This window comes from Pseudomonas urethralis, from assembly GCF_021602465.1.
Classification (GTDB): Bacteria; Pseudomonadota; Gammaproteobacteria; order Pseudomonadales; family Pseudomonadaceae; genus Aquipseudomonas; species Aquipseudomonas vlassakiae.
Genome location: NZ_BQIJ01000004.1, coordinates 162908 through 179023, shown reverse-complemented (window position 1 = coordinate 179023; position 16116 = coordinate 162908). Strand labels below are relative to the sequence as shown.

Annotated in this window: 25 protein-coding genes; 21 read left to right on the top strand and 4 right to left on the bottom strand. The window is 60.8% G+C overall.

Annotated elements, in window-relative coordinates:
* The first annotated feature begins 6 nt into the window (after positions 1-6).
* From L6D64_RS08510 to L6D64_RS08455, 12 genes are all read left to right on the top strand, one after another.
* Positions 7-1416 carry a pyocin knob domain-containing protein gene (locus tag L6D64_RS08510; protein ID WP_176506352.1) on the top strand — a complete coding sequence of 470 codons (1410 nt, stop codon included), beginning with the start codon at positions 7-9 and terminating at the stop codon, positions 1414-1416.
* A gap of 3 nt (positions 1417-1419) precedes the next feature.
* A complete protein-coding gene (locus L6D64_RS08505) occupies positions 1420-1755 on the top strand; it encodes a hypothetical protein (RefSeq protein WP_176506351.1) in 336 nt (111 codons plus the stop codon).
* Positions 1748-2026, top strand: coding sequence for a tail fiber assembly protein (locus L6D64_RS08500; RefSeq protein WP_176506350.1), 279 nt, complete (start codon positions 1748-1750; stop codon positions 2024-2026). Before L6D64_RS08505 ends, L6D64_RS08500 begins: the two co-directional genes overlap by 8 nt.
* Positions 2005-2511 carry a structural protein gene (locus tag L6D64_RS08495; protein WP_308809881.1) on the top strand — a complete coding sequence of 169 codons (507 nt, stop codon included), beginning with the start codon at positions 2005-2007 and terminating at the stop codon, positions 2509-2511. The genes L6D64_RS08500 and L6D64_RS08495 overlap by 22 nt, the downstream gene beginning before the upstream one ends.
* Positions 2508-3086, top strand: coding sequence for a DUF2514 family protein (locus tag L6D64_RS28445; protein ID WP_176506349.1), 579 nt, complete (start codon positions 2508-2510; stop codon positions 3084-3086). The genes L6D64_RS08495 and L6D64_RS28445 overlap by 4 nt, the downstream gene beginning before the upstream one ends.
* 127 nt (positions 3087-3213) lie before the next feature.
* Positions 3214-3507, top strand: a complete 294-nt coding sequence (locus L6D64_RS08485) for a hypothetical protein (protein WP_176506348.1) — start codon at positions 3214-3216, stop codon at positions 3505-3507.
* On the top strand, positions 3504-3767 hold the full coding sequence (locus tag L6D64_RS08480) for a hypothetical protein (RefSeq protein WP_236192393.1): 264 nt from the start codon (positions 3504-3506) through the stop codon (positions 3765-3767). The genes L6D64_RS08485 and L6D64_RS08480 overlap by 4 nt, the downstream gene beginning before the upstream one ends.
* Positions 3757-4017: a hypothetical protein gene (locus tag L6D64_RS08475; protein ID WP_236192392.1), complete on the top strand. Its 261-nt coding sequence runs from the start codon at positions 3757-3759 to the stop codon at positions 4015-4017. Before L6D64_RS08480 ends, L6D64_RS08475 begins: the two co-directional genes overlap by 11 nt.
* 727 nt (positions 4018-4744) lie before the next feature.
* Positions 4745-4993, top strand: coding sequence for a hypothetical protein (locus tag L6D64_RS08470; RefSeq protein WP_176506346.1), 249 nt, complete (start codon positions 4745-4747; stop codon positions 4991-4993).
* 128 nt (positions 4994-5121) lie between these two features.
* Positions 5122-5421 carry a hypothetical protein gene (locus tag L6D64_RS08465; RefSeq protein WP_054884578.1) on the top strand — a complete coding sequence of 100 codons (300 nt, stop codon included), beginning with the start codon at positions 5122-5124 and terminating at the stop codon, positions 5419-5421.
* A gap of 187 nt (positions 5422-5608) precedes the next feature.
* The gene (locus L6D64_RS08460) at positions 5609-5848 is read left to right on the top strand and encodes a hypothetical protein (RefSeq protein ID WP_176506345.1); all 240 of its coding nucleotides are present in this window, start codon (positions 5609-5611) and stop codon (positions 5846-5848) included.
* A gap of 150 nt (positions 5849-5998) precedes the next feature.
* A complete protein-coding gene (locus L6D64_RS08455; protein WP_232244352.1) occupies positions 5999-6691 on the top strand; it encodes a lipopolysaccharide kinase InaA family protein in 693 nt (230 codons plus the stop codon).
* 56 nt (positions 6692-6747) lie between these two features.
* Here L6D64_RS08455 and L6D64_RS08450 read toward each other — a convergent pair whose 3' ends face one another.
* Together L6D64_RS08450 and L6D64_RS08445 are read right to left on the bottom strand one after the other, a co-directional pair.
* Positions 6748-6984 carry a hypothetical protein gene (locus L6D64_RS08450; protein WP_176506343.1) on the bottom strand — a complete coding sequence of 79 codons (237 nt, stop codon included), beginning with the start codon at positions 6982-6984 and terminating at the stop codon, positions 6748-6750.
* 66 nt (positions 6985-7050) lie between these two features.
* Complete coding sequence (locus L6D64_RS08445; RefSeq protein WP_176506342.1) at positions 7051-7365, bottom strand: hypothetical protein; 315 nt, start codon at positions 7363-7365, stop codon at positions 7051-7053.
* A 245-nt stretch (positions 7366-7610) separates the two neighbouring features.
* Here L6D64_RS08445 and L6D64_RS08440 point away from each other — a divergent pair, with 245 nt between their 5' ends.
* Positions 7611-7979 (top strand): hypothetical protein, encoded by a 369-nt coding sequence (locus L6D64_RS08440; RefSeq protein ID WP_176506341.1) that lies wholly within the window; start codon positions 7611-7613, stop codon positions 7977-7979.
* Positions 7980-8080: 101 nt separating this feature from the next.
* Entirely contained in the window at positions 8081-8410 is a 330-nt protein-coding gene (locus L6D64_RS08435) for a hypothetical protein (RefSeq protein ID WP_054884573.1), read from the top strand.
* Between the two features lie 57 nt (positions 8411-8467).
* Here the strand turns inward: L6D64_RS08435 and L6D64_RS08430 are convergent, their stop codons facing one another.
* The gene (locus tag L6D64_RS08430; protein ID WP_176506340.1) at positions 8468-9703 is read right to left on the bottom strand and encodes an NADH:flavin oxidoreductase/NADH oxidase family protein; all 1236 of its coding nucleotides are present in this window, start codon (positions 9701-9703) and stop codon (positions 8468-8470) included.
* A gap of 101 nt (positions 9704-9804) precedes the next feature.
* Here L6D64_RS08430 and L6D64_RS08425 point away from each other — a divergent pair, with 101 nt between their 5' ends.
* Positions 9805-10242 carry a MerR family transcriptional regulator gene (locus L6D64_RS08425; protein ID WP_176506339.1) on the top strand — a complete coding sequence of 146 codons (438 nt, stop codon included), beginning with the start codon at positions 9805-9807 and terminating at the stop codon, positions 10240-10242.
* A 44-nt stretch (positions 10243-10286) separates the two neighbouring features.
* Here L6D64_RS08425 and L6D64_RS08420 read toward each other — a convergent pair whose 3' ends face one another.
* Positions 10287-10493: a hypothetical protein gene (locus L6D64_RS08420; RefSeq protein ID WP_054884570.1), complete on the bottom strand. Its 207-nt coding sequence runs from the start codon at positions 10491-10493 to the stop codon at positions 10287-10289.
* Positions 10494-10712: 219 nt separating this feature from the next.
* On the opposite strand from L6D64_RS08420, the gene L6D64_RS08415 reads away from it, so the two are divergent.
* The 6 genes from L6D64_RS08415 to L6D64_RS08390 all read left to right on the top strand — a co-directional run bounded on the left by L6D64_RS08415 (position 10713) and on the right by L6D64_RS08390 (position 16070).
* Positions 10713-11693 carry a quinone oxidoreductase family protein gene (locus tag L6D64_RS08415; RefSeq protein WP_176506338.1) on the top strand — a complete coding sequence of 327 codons (981 nt, stop codon included), beginning with the start codon at positions 10713-10715 and terminating at the stop codon, positions 11691-11693.
* A gap of 13 nt (positions 11694-11706) precedes the next feature.
* On the top strand, positions 11707-12555 hold the full coding sequence (locus L6D64_RS08410) for a TauD/TfdA dioxygenase family protein (RefSeq protein WP_176506337.1): 849 nt from the start codon (positions 11707-11709) through the stop codon (positions 12553-12555).
* A gap of 58 nt (positions 12556-12613) precedes the next feature.
* Positions 12614-13666 carry a beta-keto acid cleavage family enzyme gene (locus tag L6D64_RS08405; RefSeq protein ID WP_176506336.1) on the top strand — a complete coding sequence of 351 codons (1053 nt, stop codon included), beginning with the start codon at positions 12614-12616 and terminating at the stop codon, positions 13664-13666.
* Between the two features lie 126 nt (positions 13667-13792).
* A complete protein-coding gene (locus tag L6D64_RS08400; RefSeq protein WP_176506335.1) occupies positions 13793-15097 on the top strand; it encodes an MFS transporter in 1305 nt (434 codons plus the stop codon).
* Positions 15094-15747: a DsbA family oxidoreductase gene (locus L6D64_RS08395; RefSeq protein WP_176506334.1), complete on the top strand. Its 654-nt coding sequence runs from the start codon at positions 15094-15096 to the stop codon at positions 15745-15747. Before L6D64_RS08400 ends, L6D64_RS08395 begins: the two co-directional genes overlap by 4 nt.
* A complete protein-coding gene (locus L6D64_RS08390) occupies positions 15744-16070 on the top strand; it encodes a Rieske (2Fe-2S) protein (RefSeq protein WP_176506333.1) in 327 nt (108 codons plus the stop codon). Before L6D64_RS08395 ends, L6D64_RS08390 begins: the two co-directional genes overlap by 4 nt.
* The last annotated feature ends 46 nt before the right edge of the window (positions 16071-16116 follow it).

Sequence of the window (16116 nt, the reverse complement as noted above, 5' to 3'; positions counted from 1 at the left end):
GCCATAGTGGCTCAACAAACAATCAACCTTGGTACCTCTCCTGGTGGCGCCGGTGGCGATGACGCGCGGACGGCCTTTGACAAGGTGAACGACAATTTCAACGAGCTTTACGACGGCGGTGTGAATCAGCCGGTAAGCGCCAAGCTGTCGGCCATTGCGGCGTCCGTCTGGGCTGCTAACACGGTTATGGTTGCCACTGGTGAAAACTCACTTTCGGTCCTGACCTATGCACAGTTCAAGACTGCGCTCGGACTTGAACAAGTTGGCAACACCAGTGACGCCGACAAGCCGGTATCCACTGCGCAGCAGGCTGCGTTGAATACGAAGCTTAACCTGTCTGGTGGAAAGATGACGGGTGCTATCAACGAAGCGACCATTGTTGCTCTAGCGTCTGCCGCAACAGTTGCTATCGGTGCAGCTGCTGCCAACACTGTGACGATTAGCGGTACCACTACTATCACAGCATTCGATGCGGCCACCACTGGCACCCGCCGAATGGTTCGGTTCATCGGTGCAATGACGCTCACGCATAGCAGCGCCTTGCAGCTACCCGGTGCAGCCAACATCGTTACGGCCTCGGGAGACATTGCGGAATTTGTAGCGTTCAGCTCTACGGCCTGGATTTGCACTCAATACTTGCCAATAAGTGGAGGGCCAGTACGAACCATTCCAGTTTCGCAGGGCGGCACTGGTGCAACTACTACCGCTGGTGCGCGTGCTAACCTAGGTCTTGGCACAGGTGCACTTCTCGACGCAACTACGTCAGTGGAAGATCCGACTGTAGGTCGATTGCTGCGGGTTAATGACTTCGGTTTGGGCGGAACTTTGCCATCCATAAATAGTGATGCCGACACTGTTGCCGTAAGTATCGACTACTGGACCGTTCCTGGTGTGACCGGCACACCAGCTAGCAACTACGGTTATTTGCAGCATCGTCAAAGCTCTGATGCACAGTACGCCACCCAAACATGGCAGCAGCTTGACCAATCAACGCAATGGCGAAGGACCAAAACTGCCGGTACATGGAGTGCATGGATTCAAGTTTTGGCAAACGACAAAATTGTTGGCGCGGTAGCTGGCGATGTTAACAGTTCTGCAATTTTTGAGTACGGCAATAATGCAAATGGCCGGTATATTCGTTATGCTGACGGAACGCAAATCTGTTGGACATGGTCCGTTACCACGCAGCAAGGTGTCGCGAACGGAAACGTGGACTATGCTTGGACATTCCCCATAAACTTCGTTGATGTTGGTTATGCCATTTCTGCGGGCGTGGTTCCTAATGGGTCGTGGGACCTATATGGGGTCGTTGGTTATTACGGCAAGTCGGCCAATAGTGTAAACGCGCGTATCCGTAACGGCGCAACCGCTCAAACATTTGGGGTTGATCTTATGGCTGTAGGTCGCTGGAAATAAAACATGAAAATCATTTTCTCCCCAGTTCGAATGGACGAACCGTTAATGCTTGACGTTGAGGGCGACGTGGTGCACGTCAACGGCGAGGCGTTCGATTTTTCGCCGCTAAGCGAAGGCGCCACGCTGCCGGCTGCCGCGATTTTGTCCGACTGGTTTCCTGGCTCGGCTGATCGTATCGACGGCGAACTGATTCTGACTCTCCGCCTGCCGCATGGGGCGAACGCCCCGGAAAGCACTAGGTTCCCCGAGCCGATGACCATTACCGAGGATGGCTCTGTGGACGTGCCAGCCTTCGACGCCGTTCCCGAGCAACCCCAGGAGGTCGCAGTCAATGACTAACATTGATTGGTCGCAGATGATCACCGCTGAAATGAAAGCCGCCGCCGCTGCCGCCCAGGTGCTGGCCGCCGCCCAGGCCGAGGCCGCCCGGTTACGCGCCGTGGCCGACGCTGCAATTGCCCCACTGCAAGATGCTGCCGACTTGGACATGGCCACCGACGACGACAAAGCCTCCCTCACAGCCTGGAAGCGGTACCGCGTTGAACTTAGCCGCGTGCCGAGCCAGGAGGGCTACCCGGCCAATATCGAATGGCCAACGGCACCGGCCTAATTCCGATACCGATCATCGCAACCCGCTTCGGCGGGTTTTTTATGCCTGGAGGAAAGATGACACAAGCAATTACCAGGGGTGTGCGCAACTGCAACCCCGGCAACGTCGACCACAACGCAAGCAACTTGTGGGTAGGTGAGCTGCCCGTGGACAAGGCCCTGGAGTCGCGGTTTTGCCGCTTCGACACCCCCGAAAACGGTATTCGATGCATCGGCAAAATCTTGATCAGCTATTACCACGGCCATGGCCTGAAAACGATTCGTCAGATCCTGACGCGCTATGCGCCCGGCCTGGAGAACGACACCGGCGCCTACATCCGGGCAGTTGCAGCCGAAACCGGTTTCGGTGCCGACCAGGAGCTGCCCACGGTAAAGGATCAGCGGATCATGGCTGCGCTGGTGCGCGCGATCATCCGTCACGAAAATGCGAACTATGAATACCCGGCCGACGTTCTGGCCGAAGGTATCCGCCGGGCGCTGACATGAACGCGCTACTGGAGCGCTACAGGGGCGCGCTGGCGGCCGTTGCCGGCCTGGCTCTGGTTGGCCTATTGGTCGGGTGTGGTTTTTGGCTGTACGGCGCAGGGAAGGGCGCAGAGGATCGCCGCTGGCGCGAGAAGTGGGCCAACCTGCAAGCGCAGCAAGCGCAGGCCCAGGCCGCCGACGAGCGCCAGCAGCGAGAGGAAGAACAAAGGCGCCAGGGCGCCGTCGATGAGGTGGGAGAGAATGCAAGGGAGCAAAACGCGGCTGTGGCCGCTGATGTGGCTGGCGCTGGCGCTGTCGATGACCGGGTGCGCGCAGCGGCCGACAATCAACTTGCCCGTGTCGGCGCAGCCTGCGGCGATCCCGGCGTTGCCCGCCGAGGCGAGGCAGCCACCCGCGCCGCCGGGGTGCTCTCCCACTTGCTCAAGCGGGCTGACGAAAGAGCGGGAGTCCTGGCTGCGGCTTATGACCGGGCCAGGGTAGCCGGCCTGGCGTGCGAAGCGGCCTATGACCAGGTGAGGGGAGTAGAGACGAAAAGGCCCGGCGTAATGGCCGGGCTTCAAGATCACTCGCGATAACGGCCTAGCTTGTGCCAGCGGATCAGCACTAGGTTCATTGCGACGGTGCCGACCGCTGACCGGTCATTGCCGGCTTTGATTCAGGTCTATACGATACTGTTCATCCGTACAGTATTAGGGGCGACTGATGTACTTCCTCCTGGTTCGCCGCAGAGAGCGCGGCATTGCCATCCCTATAGAAAAGCTTCGCAAGATTCAGCCGCTGCGCGCCGACGTACATATCGAGTACGGCAACAGCAAAGTGCTCGGCCGTCCATGCATAGAGGCTTGGGTTTTCAACCCTACCCCGAGCGGCGATGTAATCCCCCGGCTACATGACGCCTGTGTCAATGGCATGTCGCAGCTGGGGATGAATATCACTAGAGTGGAAGAGGTGGATGGCACCCTCTACGCACAGTCCTGGTGGTGTAGGAGGGAATGATGGTCGGGATACCGAAGGCATGGCTGGATGAACTGAACGACCAATTTGCTTTGATCGCTGATCCCGAAGGAAGGTCGGCCGTACTCGATGAGATGGCCTATGCTGCCCATCGAAGACAGGCCGTGACCGAAGCAGAGCTGGTCGAAATGCTGGAGCTTTCCGAGGCTGGGAAGACCTGGGCGCTAGTGGAATTCGGCACGTTCAGCCCTGCGCCGATAATGAATGATCAGGAAAAGGGAGGCTCTATCAGTGAATCGTGATTTGAAGCCCGGTGAATTCATCGCAGGCATTACCATGCCGCCAGCAATCCACGGACTTCTGCGAAAGCGAGTGATGGAAATCGAATGCTGTGACACAGCGGTTAACTGTCTGATCGCCCAGGCGCGGGCCGAAAGCCTAGTGGAAGGGCTCGAGGTGCTAAAAGCGTTGGAGGCCGACGCGATAGAGCGCCTGTATCTAGTGGTCGAGGAAGCCGCTCGCAAACGCCTGGACGAATTGAGGGCCAAATAATCCTAGCTAGCGCACGCCGGGGAGTGTGATCGGAAGGGGTGTTATGCATGATCGGCATGGGCGTCGAAAAAGGGCCTGGGACCAATCGGCGTACCAGGTGATGCGTTTCGGTGGGTAGCTATGTGTGGTTTCGCCCAATGATTACTACCCTAGAGCACCATGGGCTACCCATTGGATAGTGCATGGTGATATTAGCGGTGGAGATCAAGGAGCTTACCTATCAATAACTTACGTGGCTTCGTCGCAGCTACGGACCCATTCCGGACCACTCTGGAGCTTTGCAAGCTCCTGCCAGTCGTTGGACGAGTTGATCCAGCGCGCATGAGTCGACAAGAGCATCTGCACGCCATGCCCGAGCTGTTGGGCGATAAATGCGGGGTTGGGACCAGACATTGAGCGCATTGTCGCATAGGTGCGGCGGCAGTTATACGGGGGGGCGCTATCCGACGCCCCAAACCGTTGAGAATCGGGTGCCCCCGCGTGAGCAGGTCCTATGGCTGCTCGACGTGCATTCCATCCTGCCTAGGCAGGAAGCCGAACGGCGACTCGCTGAATTGCCCTTTGTTCCTGAACGAGCGCTGCATGGAAATGCCTGAGTCATAGCTTCGCCTCGCCGCCATTCGGCGGAACGGTTAGCATTGATGGAAAGAAGGCAGGCCATGAAGGTCTACCAGGCAGAAGCCTCGGACAGGCTCAAACCTTGCTGTGCATTGTGGGGGGCAGGACCATGCCGGAACGTGAAAGAAGGTACCGCGCATACACGTTGCTTCGCGAACTCGATTCGCTTGTTTCATCAACGATGAACCAGGTGGCCTATGGCCGTCTTGGTGGGCCGGACTGGCAAGCCATGTGCGAGGCGCACCGGGCTGCATTTAAACAGTGGATTGAATTTGCCGAGTCGCTACCGAGCGGAAGCGAAGCTGGCGAGGGCCGCGAAGTTTCACAAATGCCCTCCAGAACTTATACAAAATTATAGTTTTGTATCAGTTTTCGGGCCGCCTGTCGTTCAAGTATTGTTTTCGGTAAAGGGCACTTGAAAGTTATTTGATGCGCCTTACTTTGATCTTCCTATGGATCTTAAATACAAGATTGAAGGAGGGTCACATGCGAGTTCGTGGAAATGTGTTCTGGGATTGGGCAGACCCGACGCTGCACCACCGGACCCATGACGAAACGCTCGACGACGGCACGCACATTGATGTTCAGGTAAGGCTTTCAAGGACCGGTCAAACGCAGATGTTCATAGGCGTTTATGCACCTCAAGGCATGGCGGTTCACGAGGAGTCGTTCGCTGCCCGTCCAGGCGAATCGATGACCCGTGCGATGGCGTGGGGTGTAGGAAGGGCACGAAAAATCGCAGTCGAGGGCGTGCATGCAGTGATACCGACGGTGGCTGCGGGCTAAATAGCGTTAAGGGTTGGTCCGGACCACGGACCAACCCACCTCGTCCTCCAGCGCTTTCAATCTCCGTACCGCCGCTGCGCTTGCTTCGGGTAGCTCCTCCCTGTGGGCGGGAAACGGAACGCTTCTGCAAAGGCACCTGTCGTATCTCCATCAGAGGCGCATTCGAGGCGCCCAGTTGGAGAACGTGATGAGCCTTCAGTCCACCAGTCATGACCTTTACGTCCATTCCTACCTGGGCTACCAGGCATCCATATACGTACTGTGGGAGTCGAGTATCGAGTTCCCCACCGGAATGTTGGTTGAAGTAGGGAAACCAGGTGCAACGGCACGAACGCTGCGGGTGAGTCGGCCTTTTTCCTCTTCGACTGAAGCCATTCTGGAGGGGAAGGTCATGGCTGAACAGTACGTTCAAAGCCAAAGCGGCTGAACCCCTCTGGCGCGCCCTCTTGGCAGAAAGAGGTCACAAGCATTACAGCCAGGGCGTGCCGACGGTGATATCTGCGGTAGCCGCCGGTGAGATCAGGGGTTTATATTCCGAGTCTCGCCGCGCCAAGGCTGGCAAATGAGTGAGTGCTCAATGACTAATAATTCAACAAACATGAGACCCTCCCACCCACCTGTAGAGGATATCCTCGGCGCCCCCGGGAAATGGGTGGAGCCCCCCAATATCCGCAGAGGCGGGGAGAGTGGTGTACTTCGCGTCGAGCTGGAGGGCCTGACTTTCTACAAGAAACAGCAAGTCGGGCATGTCTATCGAAGCTTGTTGCACCCGTTGGGCTACCCGACAGTTGCGCGTGAAGCGAAGGCCCTGCGTGCGGCTGCATCATTAGGTGTATCAACGCCATCGCTTGTCCACGCCCATGTCCGTAAACAGGGCGGGGAGTGGCATGCCGTGATGGTGACGGCAGCGCTGGACGGTTACCTGTCGCTGGAGGACTTCTACGCCAACCACCTCGACCAATCACTCGGGTCCAGGCGTCACCACGAAATCCTGGAGGCGTATGGCCGAGTACTCGCCAGGTTGAACGTTGGCCGTTGGCAGCACGGTTGCCTGTATCTGAAGCATGTCTTTGTCGATTTCAGCGAGCCGAGCATCAAGGTGGCCTTGCTGGATCTTGAGAAGGCCAGGCAACGTCTTACCGCGAAGCGGGCTGCACGGCACGACTTGAGGCAGGTCAAGCGCAGGTCCGGCTGGTCGGGCGATGAATGGGATGCGTTCTGTAGAGGCTATCGGTATTCGTTCGGCCATAACGTTGAGCGGCTTCTTTGACGGTTGAACGTCAGCCGTCTTCCGTCCGAGCGTTTGCCGTGGGCATGATCTAACTGTCACCCTTCAGGTGGGGTTATACCGCAGACGAATTCATCCGAACCGAGTCGGTGCGAGCCAAATTCGACCACATAGCCATCGCCACGGCGCTGCGCCTCGGCCCTGGCGGTTTTCTGGTCGGCATAGACGTCGACAAAGTGCCAAGGGTGCAAGGCTCGCAGCACGCCCCAGCCAAGCACCCAGCCTTCTTTATCAGGGTCTGCAGGAAGATGTCTGGCAAGGCTGCGAATGCTCATGTTTATCTCCTCGACACGGGGCAGCAGGATACCGTCACTACTGATACAAGGTAGCCTGCCTGCCAGTCACGCTTCATCCAGCAACCGTTCTGGGTTGAAGAAGAACGACGCAATGATGATGGCACTGATCACGCCCATCGCGTCCGCCACCAGCAACAGGAAATCGCTGCCATCCCCCAGCAGCGTTTGCTGGTTGACGGCAAAGCTCGCACCATGCGGAAAGGCCGCAATGCCCAGCAATGCCACCGCCAGTACGGCTGACATCAGTTTGCTGTAAGTCCGGCCAAACAGCAGCGTACAGGCCCAGAAAACGAAAATGCTGAACACGGCAAGGCCTGCGGAAACCATGAACTGAGCGAGTATCTCCAGCCACCACAGCATGGGTTGCTCCTGAACGATGCGCCGGGTCGATACGCATGAGAATCAGGGCTGCTTGAATCGTTCCGTTGGCCTAAAGAAATAACTCGAAAGTCGAAAATCCTAAGGGTCATTGGCCATTATCTCTATAGCCAACAAGCCTATCGTGCTGTCTGTATTGCGCAGTACCATTGGGCAATGAAAACCAAAAAAGGGCGGTGTGCTTGGCCACTTTTCAAGTTCTAGAAGGGGCAGCAGGAGCGTGTCGCGTGAAGAACTCAAGATCGGTTGCAGGTGCAGTACTGTTATCCACATCCGCTACGCTGTTCATGGCCGGGTGCGCACAGAACCCGGATGTGCGAAGTGGCCATGATTATACGTCTGGCACCACCGAGAGAAGCACGCCAGCCTATCTGGGGTGCGTCAAAGGCGAACTTCCGGTCAGTGTCAAAACCTATGAAGTGGACACCGGCAACTCGGTCAAGCTGTACGTTGAAAGTACCGACCCCAACAAGGCCGATGGCCTGGTGGAGCTGCACGGTACGGGAACCGACCGCCAGTTCACTGCTTACCAGCGCGACGCCTGGTACGACCATGGCAGGCTGCTCGATGCGGCGCTGATGTGCAAAAAAGCTTGAAGTGATGATTTGCAGCAGAACAAAGCCCGCACACAAGCGGGCTTTTTGCATTGGCTCGATCCCGGATAGAATGGCACACGTTTCTGCCTGGTTAATTGCAAATGCCAACCCTTCGTATCTTGTTCAGTTTCGCAGTCATTGTCAGCCTTGCCGCTTGCGCAAACCCAGGCAAGCCTACCGCCAGTAAGCTGACCTCGAAATCCCCGGAAGATTATGCCGCCTGCGTCCTGCCAAAGTGGCAGGCGCTGTCCCCTCATACTACGCAAAAGTCGATCAATCACGGTTATCGGCTGACCGCGCCCAGCGCCGTGACGTCAGACGAAGTGCTGGAAGTCGTTGAGTACCGCGAAGGTAGCCGCGCAACGTTCTACAAAGGCAGTTTCCTGTCGAGTGACAAGTTGCGCCTGGCCGCACGAGAATGCCTGGATTGACCGGCTGCCATTGGCGTCAATAGCCTGAATGGTCGACCCGGCCATGATCGAACAGCATCAATCCAGCCGGTTAGCCATCATACGCTTGTATTGCTTCACCCGGCGCAGGGTGCACCACTGTTCCAGCAGCAGTGCTCCCAGAGGGGAGGCCTTGGCCTTGGTTTTGCTGCCCTGGGCCAGCCGGCGCATCTGCAGCTTGACCAGCGCCATGTAGGCCAGGGCGGCGAATGCCTTGCGCTTCCAGCGGATCGGCGGCAGTTCGGCCAGGGCCTTGGTCTCGCCGGCTTGCCAGCGTCGAGGCAGGTTGGGGTCGACCGCCAGTGCGGTGGCGATACCGGCCATGGCCACGCCACTGGCAAGCACCTGTTCGACCACGGGGAGGCGGCGGATGCCACCGGTGACCATCACCGGCATCCGGGCGATCGCGGCGATTTCGCGGGCGAACTCCAGGAAGTAGGCCTCCCGTGCCAGGGTGCGCCCGTCGCGGGCGTCGCCTTGCATGGCCGGTGCTTCGTAGCTGCCGCCGGACAGTTCCACCAGGTCCACCGGCAGTTCGTTCAGCCACAGCACGACCTGGCGCGCGTCGGCAGGCTCGAAGCCGCCGCGCTGGAAGTCGGCCGAGTTGAGTTTGACCGCCACGCTGAAGCCAGGAGACACCACCTCGCGCACCGCCTTGACCACCTCCAGCAGCAGCCGCGCGCGGTTTTCCAGGCTGCCACCCCAACGGTCCTGGCGGCGGTTGGTCAGTGGCGAAAGAAACTGGCTGAGCAGGTAGCCGTGGGCGGCGTGGATCTGCACCCCGCTGAAGCCGGCTTGTTCGGCCAGTGCCGCAGTGCGGGCGAAGCGCTGAATGAGCGCGGCAATTTCGCCTTCGTCCAGGGCCTTGGGCTGCGGGAACAGCTTCGACAGACCGCCCATGTCCAGCGCCACCGCCGAGGGTGCCACGGTGGGTTGGCCGAGGTTGGCCTGCATCTGCCGCCCGGGGTGGTTGATCTGCATCCAGAACTGCGCGCCCTTGGCGCGACCGGCCTCGGCCCATTGGCGAAAAGGTTGCAACGGTTGGCTGTCATCGAGCATCACGCCGCCCGGGCCGGTCATGGCGCCGGGGTCAACCATGACATTACCGGTCAGCAGCAAGCCGGCGCCGCCTTCAGCCCAGGCCTGATACAGGCGCAGCAAGCGATCGGAAGGGGTCTGGTCCTGATTGGCGAGGTTTTCTTCCATGGCCGCCTTGGCCAAGCGGTTGGGGATGACACTGCCATTGGGCAGTTGCAGGGGCTGGAAGGGGGACATGCGGTGTTCTCCAAGGTAGCGCCGGGCGTCGGGCGGGTTGGGTTTTGGAGAAGGCTAAGGTTAAAGTAAACCTTAAGGTCAACAGGGAATTTCATCCACTCATGAAAATTGGCGAACTGGCCCGACGCACGGGCCTCAGCGCATCACGCATCCGTTTCTATGAGGCCAGCGGCCTGATCGAGGCTCGACGCCTGGGCAACGGTTACCGGGACTACCCAGAGCAGGCGGTGAGGTCGCTGGAGATCATCACCTGCGGACAGCAGGCAGGCTTCAGTCTGGAAGAAATGCGCAAACTGACCAGCGCAGCGGGTGACGGCCCAGCACGGCATGACCTGCTGCTGGCAAGCCTCAAGCGCAAGGTGGCTGAAATCGAAGCCATGCAGTTACGCCTGGCGCAGAACCGCGCGCAATTGCTAGCGGTGATTGCCGGGATGCAGAGCAAGCCACAGGGCATGGATTGCGATGCCAATGCCCAGCGCCTGATTGCCGGGTGGCAGGACGGCGAGGCCGGCAAGGCTGATGACGGCGCAGTTCGCTGAGAGCCGGCTTGCCGGCCCTCACGCATGACGGTCAGGGTAGCTGACTACCTGGTTTGCTTGGCCATGTTCATGTTTCGGCACTGTACCTCGGCATCCGTCCTGCTCGGGTAACTGGGTTTGAGCCGCTCCTTTTCCTGATTGTCATAGATATCGAAACCGCCGCATTCGGTCGCCGCGTAGTAACGAGTGCCGATGCGGAACGACTGCTTTTCGATGGGCACCGCCGGAACGATAACGAATCTTGGTTGCATGTTTCGTGCCTCCCCAGGCAGAGATTTAAGTATTAGTCGGGCCTTTGCTAGCCATCAAGGTGGCTCATGAAGAAAACATTGCAGCCCCAGCCCCGGCGCTCTGTCATCAAATGAAAACCCGCTGTCGCCCGATGCGAAGCACCCCACACCCCAAGCGCTTACATTCCAGTTACCCAGAACTGACGCCCCGCGTTCAGATCGATGATTGGAGAGACAAGCATGTCCAAAGTCGTACGTTTCCATCAGACCGGTGGCCCCGAAGTGCTGCGTTACGAGGACGCCGAGGTCGGTGAACCCGGCCCGGGCCAGGTGCGCCTGCGTCAGGTGGCGGTGGGCCTGAACTATGCCGACACCTATTTTCGCAACGGCACCTACCCGATCCCGCTGCCCAATGGCATTGGCGTGGAAGCCTCCGGCGTGGTGCAGGCGGTAGGCGAGGGCGTGACCCAGGTGGCGGTGGGTGACCGGGTGACCTACACCGGCTTCCTCAACACCCTCGGCGCCTATTGCAGCGAACGTCTGATCCCCGCCGCGGCGCTGATCAAGCTGCCGGAAACCATTGCCTTCGAGACCGCTGCCGCCATGACCATGCGCGGCCTGACGGCGGCCTACCTGATGCGCCGGCTGTACGCCTTCAAACCCGGCGACACCGTGCTGCTGCACGCGGCGGCGGGTGGAGTCGGCCTGATTGTCGCGCAGTGGGCGCGCCTGCTGGGGCTGAATGTGATTGGCACGGTGTCTACCGAGGCCAAGGCCGAGATCGCCCGCGCCCATGGTTGCAACCAGATCATCAACTACAGCGTCGAGGACGTGGCCAGCCGAGTGCGAGCACTCACCGATGGCGTCGGCGTCAACGTGGTGTTCGATAGCGTCGGCAGGAACACGTTCATGGGCTCGCTCGATTCGCTCAAGCGCCGTGGCCTGATGGTCTGCGTCGGTACCGCCTCCGGCACCATCCCGCCGTTCGACCCACAGCTGCTGGCGATCAAGGGCTCGCTGCAACTGACCCGCCCGGCACTGGCCGACTTCATTGCCGACCCTGCCGAAAAGGCCGACCTGGCCGGCGAGCTGTTCGACCACGTCAGCAGCGGCCGCATCCGCATCGAAATCAACCAGCATTATGCCCTGCAGGACGCCGTCCAGGCCCATCGTGACCTGGAAGCGCGCAGGACCACCGGCTCGTCGATCTTCGTCATCTGAAGAGGGCAACAGCATGCACATCGAACAACTGACCTGTGCGATCGGCGCCGAAATAACCGGGGTCAACCTGGCTGACGCGATCCATGACGACGACCTGTTCGAGCTACTGCGCGGGCAGTTGCTCAAGCACCGTGTGCTGTTCCTGCGTGACCAGCATTTCAGCCGTGCCGAGCATGTGGCCTTCGCCCGGCGCTTTGGCGAGCTGGAAGACCACCCGGTAGCCGGCAGCGACCCGGAGCACCCAGGCCTGGTGCAGATCTACAAGCGCCCTGACCAGCCCAATGACCGCTATGAAAACGCCTGGCACACCGACGCCACCTGGCGCGAGGCACCGCCCATGGGCTGCGTGCTGCGCTGTGTCGAGTGCCCGCCGGTGGGCGGCGACACGATGTGGGCGAACATGGTGCTGGCCTATGAAAACCTGCCAAGTGACGTGAAGGCGAAGATCGAAGGCCTGCGCGCACGCCACAGCATCGAAGCCAGCTTCGGCGCCGCCATGCCGATCGAAAAACGCCTGGCACTCAAGGCGCAGTTCCCGGATGCCGAACACCCGGTAGTTCGCACGCACCCGGACACCGGCGAGCAGGTGCTGTTCGTCAATGCCTTCACCACCCATTTCAGCAATTACCACACGCCCCAGCGCGTGCGCTTCGGCCAGGACGCCAACCCCGGCGCCGCCGACCTGCTGCGCTACCTGGTCAGCCAGGCCTACCTGCCCGAATACCAGGTGCGCTGGCGCTGGAAGCCCAACAGCGTGGCCATCTGGGACAACCGCAGCACCCAGCATTATGCGGTCATGGACTACCCGGCGTGCCATCGCAAGATGGAGCGTGCGGGGATCAAGGGCAGCCCCACCTACTGAGTCAACCGCCGCGCACGCACGCGGCGCACAGCACAATAACAATAGCGAGGACTACTGCATGCAATTCTTCGACGATTCGTTGCACCCGGAAAACATGGAAAAGGTGATCATCACCGTCGCCCCGTATGGCCCGGAGTGGATGCCCGAGGACTTCCCCGAAGATATCCCGCTGACCATGGACGAGCAGGTGCAGAAGGCAGTCGATTGCTATGAAGCCGGCGCCACCGTGCTGCACCTGCATGTGCGCGAACTGGACGGCAAGGGCTCCAAGCGCCTGTCCAAGTTCAACGAGCTGATCGCCGGGGTGCGCGAAGCGGTGCCCGACATGATCATCCAGGTCGGAGGTTCGATTTCCTTCGCCCCCGAGGGCGAAGGCGAGGCCGCCAAGTGGCTGTCCGACGACACGCGGCACATGCTCGCCGAGCTGACCCCGCGCCCTGACCAGGTGACCGTGGCGATCAACACCACGCAAATGAACATCATGGAGCTGCTGTATCCGGAGTATCTGCAAGGCACCTCCCTGGCCCACCCGGCCATTCACGCTGCCTACAGCGAAATGACCGTGCCTGCCGGGCCGGCCTGGGTCCGCGAACACCTGCGCCGCTTGCAGGCCAGTGGTATCCAGCCGCACTTCCAGCTGACCGGCATGCATGCCCTGGAAACCCTCGAGCGCATCGTTCGCCGGGGTGATTACATGGGCCCGCTGAACCTGACCTGGATCGGGATCGGTGGCGGTTTCGACGGCCCCAACCCGTTCAACTTCTTCAACTTCATCCACCGCGCACCGGATGGCTGCACGTTGACTGCTGAATCGTTACTGAAGAACGTGCTGCCGTTCAACACCATGGCCCTGGCCATGGGCCTGCATCCCCGTTGCGGCAACGAAGACACCATCATCGACCAGCATGGCAAGCGCTTCGGCTCGGTGCAGCAGATCCAGCAGACCGTGCGCGTGGCCCATGAACTGGGCCGCGAAGTGGCCAATGGCAAAGAGGCCCGGGCCATTTACCGCATTGGCGAGCAGTACGCCAGCATCGAGCAGACCCTCAAGGCCAACGGCATGGCACCGAATCGCCAGCCGGGGCAGAAGGGGGTGCCGCAGCGGGCCTGACAGGCAGGACCGGCCTCTTCGCGGGCACGTCGGGGCCCCGTAGAGGCCAGCCCACGCGGTAAAGATTTTGGCTGTAACCCATAACAACAAGAACACCACCCACGCCAGATACCCCGAGGAGGCAGCATGGCCACCTATCTTGCCAGTGCCGAGGCACCCGGCAGCGACACTGCGCACAGCGTACCCAGGCGCTATGCCTGGGTCGTCTTCGCCCTGACCTTCGGCCTGTTGATCTCCGACTACATGTCGCGCCAGGTGCTCAACGCGGTATTCCCGCTGCTCAAGGGCGAGTGGGCCCTGAGCGACAGCCAGCTCGGCCTGCTCAGCGGCATCGTCGCACTGATGGTCGGCCTGCTGACCTTCCCGTTGTCATTGCTGGCCGACCGCTTTGGCCGGGTCCGTAGCCTGGTCTTGATGGCCGTGCTGTGGAGCCTGGCGACCTTGGGCTGCGCCGTGGCAGAAAACTACCCGCAGATGTTCATCGCCCGCTTCCTGGTGGGTGTCGGCGAGGCCGCCTATGGCAGCGTCGGCATTGCCGTGGTGGTGGCGGTGTTCCCCCGCGACATGCGCTCGACCCTGGCCGGCGCCTTCATGGCCGGTGGCATGTTCGGCTCGGTACTGGGCATGGCCCTGGGCGGCGTGCTGGCCCAGCACCTGGGTTGGCGTTGGGCATTCGCCGGCATGGCCCTGTTCGGCCTGGTGCTGGCACTGCTGTACCCACTTATCGTCAAGGAGGCCTGCATCACCGCCAGCGGCGCCGAACCGGCCGAGGTCAAGGCGAGCCACCCGCTGCGCAGCCTGTACGGCTCGCGCTCGGTGATCGCTGCGTACATCGGCAGCGGCTTGCAACTGTTTGTCGGCGGCACGGTGATCGTGTGGATGCCCAGCTACCTGAACCGTTACTACGCCATGGGCACCGACCGCGCTGGAGCGATCGCCGCGGTGATCGTGCTGTGCAGCGGCATCGGTACCATCCTCTGCGCGATGCTCTGTGACCGCCTGGGCCGTCAGCGGCCTGACCGCAAGATCAGCTTGGCCATCGGCTACTGCCTGGGCGGCTGCCTGCTGCTGTCGGTGGCCTTTGCGCTACCGGCAGGCACCGCGCAGCTGGTACTGATCGGCCTGGGCATGATGATCGCCGTCGGCACCAACGGCCCGTCCAGTGCCATGGTCGCCAACCTGACCCACGCCGCCGTGCACGGCACTGCATTCGCCACCCTGACCCTGGCCAACAACCTGCTGGGCCTGGCGACCGGCCCGCTGATTACCGGCCGTGTTTCCGACCTGATCGGTCTGCACGCTGCGTTCCAGCTGGTGCCGTTGATGAGCATCGCCGCCGCCGCCGTATTCTTCATCGCCAAACGCCATTACCACTGCGACATGGAGCGTCTGCAAGCATCGGTCAGCCGTACCGAGGAGTTGAGTTCGTGAAACAGACGTTGTCCGTCGAAGTGTTCTTCGATTTCATTTGCCCGTGGTGCCTGATCGGCCAACGGCAACTGCAGGCCGCCCTGTTGATGCTGCAGCGCGAGCAGCCACAGGTGGAGGTGGCCTTGCAGTGGCGCGGCGTCCAGCTGCTGCCTGGGTTGCCTGCCAATGGCTTGCCATTCCACGCCTTCTATGTAGAACGACTGGGCAGCGAGCAGGCCGTACGCGAGCGCCAGGCCCAGGTGCGAGCAGCGGCCAGCGTAGTGGGTGAAGACATTGACTTCGCGCGTATCCGCCGCATGCCCAACACTGCCAATGCCCACCGCTTGCTGCAGCGTGCGTCCGGCCTGCTCAGCGCCAGGCGGCTTGAAACCCTGCTGACTCAGCTGTTCATTGCCTACTTCCATCAGGGCCGCGACCTGGGCGACAGCCGGGTATTGCTCGCCGTTGCCCAGTCTTGTGGGCTGGAGGCGGCGCAAGTGGTCGATTGCCTGCGTGAAGATGGCGGCCCGTTCCTCGACGGTGCCGGGCGCGCCGGCAGTGCGGTGCCCTGTTTCCGCTTCAATGAGGGCCGCCTGATTCCTGGGGCACAACCTGCTGATGTGCTGTTCGCGGCCATGCTTGAAGCCCTGCAAGTACAGGTGCCGGCATGAGTCGGCGTATCGCCCTGGCGGCGAACCAGGTGCCTGAGCGCAACGAGCGTGTGCTGGTGGAGAGCCACGGCAAGAGCCTGGCCGTGTTCAATGTGGCCGATACCCTCTACGTGATCGACGACAGTTGCCCGCACCAAGGTGCCTCGCTGTGCAGCGGGCGCCTGGAGGGCCGGGTCATCCAGTGCTGCGCCCATGGCCTGCGCTTCGACCTGGCCAGCGGCTACCTGCTCAACTCCACGGCGCTGAAGGTCAACAGCTACCCGGTCGAATGCCAGGGCCAGCGGGTGTACATCGTGCTGAGCGACGAGGAGAGCGGGCGATGAGGGCAGTATCGATGCCTTGTCACGTAGCGGCCTGACGCTGACCGAG

Excerpts from the sequence above, each read along its gene's own strand:
- L6D64_RS08495 (WP_308809881.1), top strand. The coding sequence starts at position 2,005 with ATGGCCAACGGCACCGGCCTAATTCCGATACCGATCATCGCAACCCGC.
- L6D64_RS08425 (WP_176506339.1), top strand. The coding sequence starts at position 9,805 with ATGAAAATTGGCGAACTGGCCCGACGCACGGGCCTCAGCGCATCACGC.
- L6D64_RS08390 (WP_176506333.1), top strand. The coding sequence starts at position 15,744 with ATGAGTCGGCGTATCGCCCTGGCGGCGAACCAGGTGCCTGAGCGCAAC.
- L6D64_RS08410 (WP_176506337.1), top strand. The coding sequence starts at position 11,707 with ATGCACATCGAACAACTGACCTGTGCGATCGGCGCCGAAATAACCGGG.
- L6D64_RS28445 (WP_176506349.1), top strand. The coding sequence starts at position 2,508 with ATGAACGCGCTACTGGAGCGCTACAGGGGCGCGCTGGCGGCCGTTGCC.
- L6D64_RS08450 (WP_176506343.1), bottom strand. The coding sequence starts at position 6,984 with ATGAGCATTCGCAGCCTTGCCAGACATCTTCCTGCAGACCCTGATAAA.
- L6D64_RS08460 (WP_176506345.1), top strand. The coding sequence starts at position 5,609 with ATGAGCCTTCAGTCCACCAGTCATGACCTTTACGTCCATTCCTACCTG.
- L6D64_RS08470 (WP_176506346.1), top strand. The coding sequence starts at position 4,745 with ATGCCGGAACGTGAAAGAAGGTACCGCGCATACACGTTGCTTCGCGAA.
- L6D64_RS08465 (WP_054884578.1), top strand. The coding sequence starts at position 5,122 with ATGCGAGTTCGTGGAAATGTGTTCTGGGATTGGGCAGACCCGACGCTG.
- L6D64_RS08400 (WP_176506335.1), top strand. The coding sequence starts at position 13,793 with ATGGCCACCTATCTTGCCAGTGCCGAGGCACCCGGCAGCGACACTGCG.
- L6D64_RS08420 (WP_054884570.1), bottom strand. The coding sequence starts at position 10,493 with ATGCAACCAAGATTCGTTATCGTTCCGGCGGTGCCCATCGAAAAGCAG.
- L6D64_RS08480 (WP_236192393.1), top strand. The coding sequence starts at position 3,504 with ATGATGGTCGGGATACCGAAGGCATGGCTGGATGAACTGAACGACCAA.
- L6D64_RS08405 (WP_176506336.1), top strand. The coding sequence starts at position 12,614 with ATGCAATTCTTCGACGATTCGTTGCACCCGGAAAACATGGAAAAGGTG.
- L6D64_RS08455 (WP_232244352.1), top strand. The coding sequence starts at position 5,999 with ATGACTAATAATTCAACAAACATGAGACCCTCCCACCCACCTGTAGAG.
- L6D64_RS08445 (WP_176506342.1), bottom strand. The coding sequence starts at position 7,365 with ATGCTGTGGTGGCTGGAGATACTCGCTCAGTTCATGGTTTCCGCAGGC.
- L6D64_RS08435 (WP_054884573.1), top strand. The coding sequence starts at position 8,081 with ATGCCAACCCTTCGTATCTTGTTCAGTTTCGCAGTCATTGTCAGCCTT.
- L6D64_RS08500 (WP_176506350.1), top strand. The coding sequence starts at position 1,748 with ATGACTAACATTGATTGGTCGCAGATGATCACCGCTGAAATGAAAGCC.
- L6D64_RS08505 (WP_176506351.1), top strand. The coding sequence starts at position 1,420 with ATGAAAATCATTTTCTCCCCAGTTCGAATGGACGAACCGTTAATGCTT.
- L6D64_RS08485 (WP_176506348.1), top strand. The coding sequence starts at position 3,214 with ATGTACTTCCTCCTGGTTCGCCGCAGAGAGCGCGGCATTGCCATCCCT.
- L6D64_RS08430 (WP_176506340.1), bottom strand. The coding sequence starts at position 9,703 with ATGTCCCCCTTCCAGCCCCTGCAACTGCCCAATGGCAGTGTCATCCCC.
- L6D64_RS08415 (WP_176506338.1), top strand. The coding sequence starts at position 10,713 with ATGTCCAAAGTCGTACGTTTCCATCAGACCGGTGGCCCCGAAGTGCTG.